The following is a 4,421-nucleotide window of genomic DNA, read 5'->3' on the forward strand; positions in this document are numbered from 1 at the left end:
CGTTATGAAAAAAGAACTTCAATCCGGCACAAGCTACGTGCCTTCGTTCCGTACTAGTAGCACGGACGTAAACACAATCCAACATCGTTATTTTCAGGAACTGGAAAAAGATTGTTCCATAAACTCGGCTTCCGATGCTTATTACTTATCTGCTATTGCCTGGTTCTGTCTAACCTTTATCTTTCCGCCAGCTGTTATCGGTGCAGTTGTTTGTGTGTACCGGGCAAAGAAGGTACAGAAAGGAGGCCGAAAATGACATCTTATTTTATAGAGCTTAACGAATATAAGCCACAGAATCGAAAATGTGCTGAAATGGCAGAGTTTGCAAACCAGTTTGGTAATACGCTTTGCCCTGATGAAATTTCCTTTGATGCTTTTAAAACTGAACTGGAAGCAAAGGTAAAGGAGCTGAACGAGAAATACCCTAAAACAATGCCACTGAAGATATCTTCCGGTAGCGTGTTTATACATATAGACCAGGACACTAAAACACATAATAACGGCTGCGACAAGCCTGTAGCCTATTTTGTCATTTACCGGGTTAAAAGAATATATAGATTTTCAGAACGTCCCCAGATAGAAAAGAAAGGAGATACCGAATGAACACAAATAATCCTGATATCCTATTTTTCGTTAGACGTGAATACGGTACGCCTTCCATAGAATTAAGAGCATATAAGGTGGAGAAGGTTAAGGATAAACTTGCTTTCCTTGAACTTGAACGTTTGCGGTTAGTTGTTTTCTCCGGTGATTTTCAGTCTGTATCACTTCATCACGAGTACGGTAAAAACAACTGTCTGTATAATAGTGCCAATAATATACCGGATTTGATGAAAGACATGAAGAGGTGGCAATTATCGCCCATTGACAGACGTAATTACGAACGGTTTAGAAAAGTCGCCCTCGGGATATACCGGCAGTCCGGAACAATAGATTTCACTACCTTAGAGACTACACCGATTAAGAACGTTTAAAGAAAGAATTATCATGAAAGATATAGAAGTAAACGGCGCACATATCACAGATGAAAGTGCCGAAATTTTAAAGCAGTGGCAAATTAAGACAGAACCGGTTTCCGCTTGCTACATACGGGTGATAGAGGAGACGATCGACGATTTGACCGATGAAGAGAGCGAACATCTTTCCCCGGCACAGATTGTAGGGCGAATCAGAACTTTACGGATGATGAAGAAAGACATCGAAAAACTGTCTAATCCTTAATATTAATAATTTAGCATACCGGCTGAAAAGGCAGCCGTTGGGTTATAGTCCCAGGTTAGGGTTTGTTTGTGCCGGGGTGGTTCCCGGCACTTTTTTTATGTCCTTTTCGGCTACTGTCATTATTTTCACTTTTGTACGGAAATAAAAAGCAGGAATATGGCAGAAACGATTATCACAGCAATTATCACCGCTCTTTGTACGGGCGGTTTGACCTGGTTATTCACTCTCCGATATACCCGTAAACAGGCGGAAGCTGATGCCATGAAGTCAGTACAAGAGGTTTACCAGGAATTAATCGAAGATTTAAAGAACGACAGGCAGGAACTAAAGAAACGGTTTGATGAAGTGGATAACAAATACAAGGAAGTCCTGCAGAAATGTAACGAAATGGAAAAGGCAATCAGGCGTAACGCCCGGGTAATGGATACTATGAAGCCGTTTCTCTGTGGTGTAAAGAATTGCCCGAATCGGAAATCTATCACTTTTGACACTAATAACTAAAATCAATTATGAGACATGGAACCGTACATTTACTTATCTTTATTTGTTTTGCAACTTGTTTTTATAGTTGTCGCTCTCCTCGATCTGTTACACAAAAAACGGTTACAGAAGCAACAGGAGAAGAAAAACAAACAACTACTGACGGAGTTATCGATCTTGCGCGAAGAGATTCAAGCAATGATAAACACACACTTCACGTTCACCGGGAAGATAGCACGCATATCCGAATCAACTATGACAGCCTTGGGCGGATTAAGGAAATTGATTTCAGCAACCGAAAAACTGAAAAAAGAACTGGAAAGAATCAAAGCAGCTCCTTTCAGGAACATAAAGAAACTACCAGTCAGCAGGAAACAACCGTTACCCGTAAATCCGACGTTAGGCAGCAAAGCCAGAAAAAAGAAAAGGCTGCAAACAGGTGTAGCTTATGGACGTTCCTAAAATTCATGTTTTTCTTTCTATCCTTCTGCCTGGTATATGATAACTGGGGCAGGATTAAAAGTTTTATCCGCCGGTTATGGAAAAAATAAACCTTTATGTAGCGGTAGAACAGATGAAGCGGATTACCATTTCCGGGGGAACTTTTTCTATCAAGTTCCGGAAATGGAATCGGCAGACACGGGACGGCGGCGACATGGTGACACTCACGGCCGCCCGTTTGAGGAAAAAGGCGACGGATGAAAGCATCGAAAATGCAAGCTATAAACTATTTCTGACGGACACCACAACGGGCCGGCCGCTGAATTGCTGGGAATGTCTGGTAATGGAGTTCAACGGGAAAAGAATAACGATTTAAGAGTATGGAAATAAGACGAAGTGGTAACTTTGGAATTATAGATACCGGCACCGACAAGGGTTTGATCTCTTTTTCTATCGGTGGCCGTGGTAAAGGTTGGGAACCTTCCAGCATCCAGTTGAACCGGCGGGGGGCTTTCTTTTCGCGGAAGATCAGCGTAAACGGTACCTTTATCGTTCCCATGGGTGACAATAACGACATGCCGGGCGAGGTCATGCGTTTACTGGATAAATTCTATGCCGGTGAAGGTATTATGGGTAAAATAGCTGGTTTGCAGTGGGGAGAAGGTCCGCGGCTGTATGAGGATGCAATCGACGAAGACAATAACCGTTTTTACCGGCGTTGGAAACTCGATCCGGAAATAACCGCCGACTTGGAGTCGTGGGATTACACAACGGTTCTTCACCGCTCACTCGTAGACTTAACACACATGCAGGGCTTTTTTATAAAGTTTGTCCGGAACCGTGCGCCACGTGTGGGCAATCCCGGGCGTTTGGTACGGTTGGAACATATTCCCTACCAGAAGGCCCGTCTGGTATATCCTCCCGACGGTGAGGATGAACCGCAGGAAGTACTTGTGGGCGACTTTCCTTATCCTGATCCGGCTTATACTTACCGTTACCCGGTCTTTGATCCGGCTCACCCGTTCAAATATCCGGTTTCCGTGAAGTATTATAATATCTATTCCTTTTGCAAGGATTTCATGAGTACGCCGCGTTTTCTGGGGGCGCTTGACTGGCTGGAGCTTGCCGGCGGTCTGGCCGCTATCTTGATCGCCTATAACGAAAACGCTTCGGCCATTTCCCTGCATATCGAATCGCCGCAGTCTTACTGGGACCGCGCGGAAGCACGTATAAAACAGGTTTGCGAGCGTACGGGCGAGAAATACACGGCCCAGATGCTGGAAGATTTCAAGGACGAAGCTATGGAGAAATTCGCCTCCAACATTACCGGAAGGCAGAACGCCGGGAAATACATGCACACGACCAAATTCTGGAATCCGGAAGCGAATAACTTTGAGGGCTGGACGGTGGAACCGCTGGATAAGAAGATAAAGGATTATGTGGACGCCCAGATTAAGATATCCAATAAGGCGGACGCTGCCGCCACTTCCGGCTTCGGTCTTGATCCGGTACTTTCAAACCTGATTATAGAAAACAAGCTTTCTTCCGGATCGGAGAAATTATACAGCCTGAAAGTGTATAACGCTTCTGAAACGGCTATTCCGGACATGATCCTTTGTAAACCGTTACAGCAGTATATTAATGCCAACTTTCCGGGTACCGCAACGAAAGTAGGGCTTTATCGTACCATAGTGGAAGCGGAACAGAACGTTTCACCCTCTAACCGTATGAAAGAAAATGCGTAGTCTGTTTTTCACACCGAAACCGGAAGATGTGCCGGAAGAACCGGTAAGCGACCGGCAACCGGAAGAGAACCGTGCCGATAACACCCCGGACAAGCATATAAAGGCCCGTCGGACGAAAAACGTTCATTTTGACCGGCGGATAAAATCGGAACTGCACCTGGAAGAGTGTTTGCCCTGGCATTTTGAGAAAGGGGCGGCTTATCACTGTATCAGTCATGGGGACGTTGACAGCCTTACTTATCTTCGTGTGATCGTGAAGCAACAACCGGTGGAATATGTTCTGATTTCTACCTGGTGTATGGCAATTACCGATGTTAAGGAGGTGGAGAAATGGCTGGAGAGGAAAGACATAGGGCGCGCGGATTTTTATGTAGGTGAAATCTTTCAAGGTTCCTACGCGGATGTTTATTTATACCTAAAGAAGGTGGCGGAACGTTTCGGATCACGTGTCTGTATTTTCCGTAACCATGCTAAAGTAATGGCTGGTTTTGGTAACGCTTTTGATTTTGTAATAGAAAGCTCGGCCAATATAAA

General features: G+C 44.6%; 9 protein-coding genes. All 9 read left to right on the forward strand.

All coding sequences use genetic code 11. From position 1 onward, the window contains the following. A partial coding sequence (locus NSB03_RS20005; protein ID WP_257466611.1) for a hypothetical protein occupies positions 1–256 on the forward strand: 256 nt, incomplete at its 5' end. Further along, complete coding sequence (locus NSB03_RS20010) at positions 253–603, forward strand: hypothetical protein (RefSeq protein ID WP_135037313.1); 351 nt, start codon at positions 253–255, stop codon at positions 601–603. The genes NSB03_RS20005 and NSB03_RS20010, both read left to right, overlap by 4 nt. After that, positions 600–974, forward strand: coding sequence for a hypothetical protein (locus NSB03_RS20015; protein ID WP_024988700.1), 375 nt, complete (start codon positions 600–602; stop codon positions 972–974). The genes NSB03_RS20010 and NSB03_RS20015 overlap by 4 nt, the downstream gene beginning before the upstream one ends. A gap of 13 nt (positions 975–987) precedes the next feature. Next, positions 988–1,221 (forward strand): hypothetical protein, encoded by a 234-nt coding sequence (locus NSB03_RS20020; RefSeq protein ID WP_024988701.1) that lies wholly within the window; start codon positions 988–990, stop codon positions 1,219–1,221. 156 nt (positions 1,222–1,377) lie between these two features. Continuing rightward, positions 1,378–1,722: a spectrin repeat-containing protein gene (locus tag NSB03_RS20025; RefSeq protein ID WP_024988702.1), complete on the forward strand. Its 345-nt coding sequence runs from the start codon at positions 1,378–1,380 to the stop codon at positions 1,720–1,722. A gap of 8 nt (positions 1,723–1,730) precedes the next feature. Beyond that, entirely contained in the window at positions 1,731–2,252 is a 522-nt protein-coding gene (locus NSB03_RS20030) for a hypothetical protein (RefSeq protein ID WP_128824517.1), read from the forward strand. Beyond that, on the forward strand, positions 2,240–2,518 hold the full coding sequence (locus tag NSB03_RS20035; protein ID WP_024988704.1) for a hypothetical protein: 279 nt from the start codon (positions 2,240–2,242) through the stop codon (positions 2,516–2,518). Before NSB03_RS20030 ends, NSB03_RS20035 begins: the two co-directional genes overlap by 13 nt. A 4-nt stretch (positions 2,519–2,522) precedes the next feature. Then, complete coding sequence (locus NSB03_RS20040) at positions 2,523–3,887, forward strand: hypothetical protein (protein WP_024988705.1); 1,365 nt, start codon at positions 2,523–2,525, stop codon at positions 3,885–3,887. Further along, on the forward strand, positions 3,880–4,421 hold a 542-nt coding region (locus tag NSB03_RS20045), incomplete at its 3' end, for a hypothetical protein (RefSeq protein ID WP_257466612.1). The genes NSB03_RS20040 and NSB03_RS20045, both read left to right, overlap by 8 nt.

Source organism: Bacteroides acidifaciens (assembly GCF_024623065.1).
Taxonomy (GTDB): domain Bacteria; phylum Bacteroidota; class Bacteroidia; order Bacteroidales; family Bacteroidaceae; genus Bacteroides; species Bacteroides acidifaciens.

Bases quoted from the DNA above. Each gene is read 5' to 3' on its own strand.
- NSB03_RS20025 (WP_024988702.1), top strand. From the start codon at position 1,378: ATGGCAGAAACGATTATCACAGCAATTATCACCGCTCTTTGTACGGGC.
- NSB03_RS20020 (WP_024988701.1), top strand. From the start codon at position 988: ATGAAAGATATAGAAGTAAACGGCGCACATATCACAGATGAAAGTGCC.
- NSB03_RS20035 (WP_024988704.1), top strand. From the start codon at position 2,240: ATGGAAAAAATAAACCTTTATGTAGCGGTAGAACAGATGAAGCGGATT.
- NSB03_RS20030 (WP_128824517.1), top strand. From the start codon at position 1,731: ATGAGACATGGAACCGTACATTTACTTATCTTTATTTGTTTTGCAACT.
- NSB03_RS20040 (WP_024988705.1), top strand. From the start codon at position 2,523: ATGGAAATAAGACGAAGTGGTAACTTTGGAATTATAGATACCGGCACC.
- NSB03_RS20015 (WP_024988700.1), top strand. From the start codon at position 600: ATGAACACAAATAATCCTGATATCCTATTTTTCGTTAGACGTGAATAC.
- NSB03_RS20010 (WP_135037313.1), top strand. From the start codon at position 253: ATGACATCTTATTTTATAGAGCTTAACGAATATAAGCCACAGAATCGA.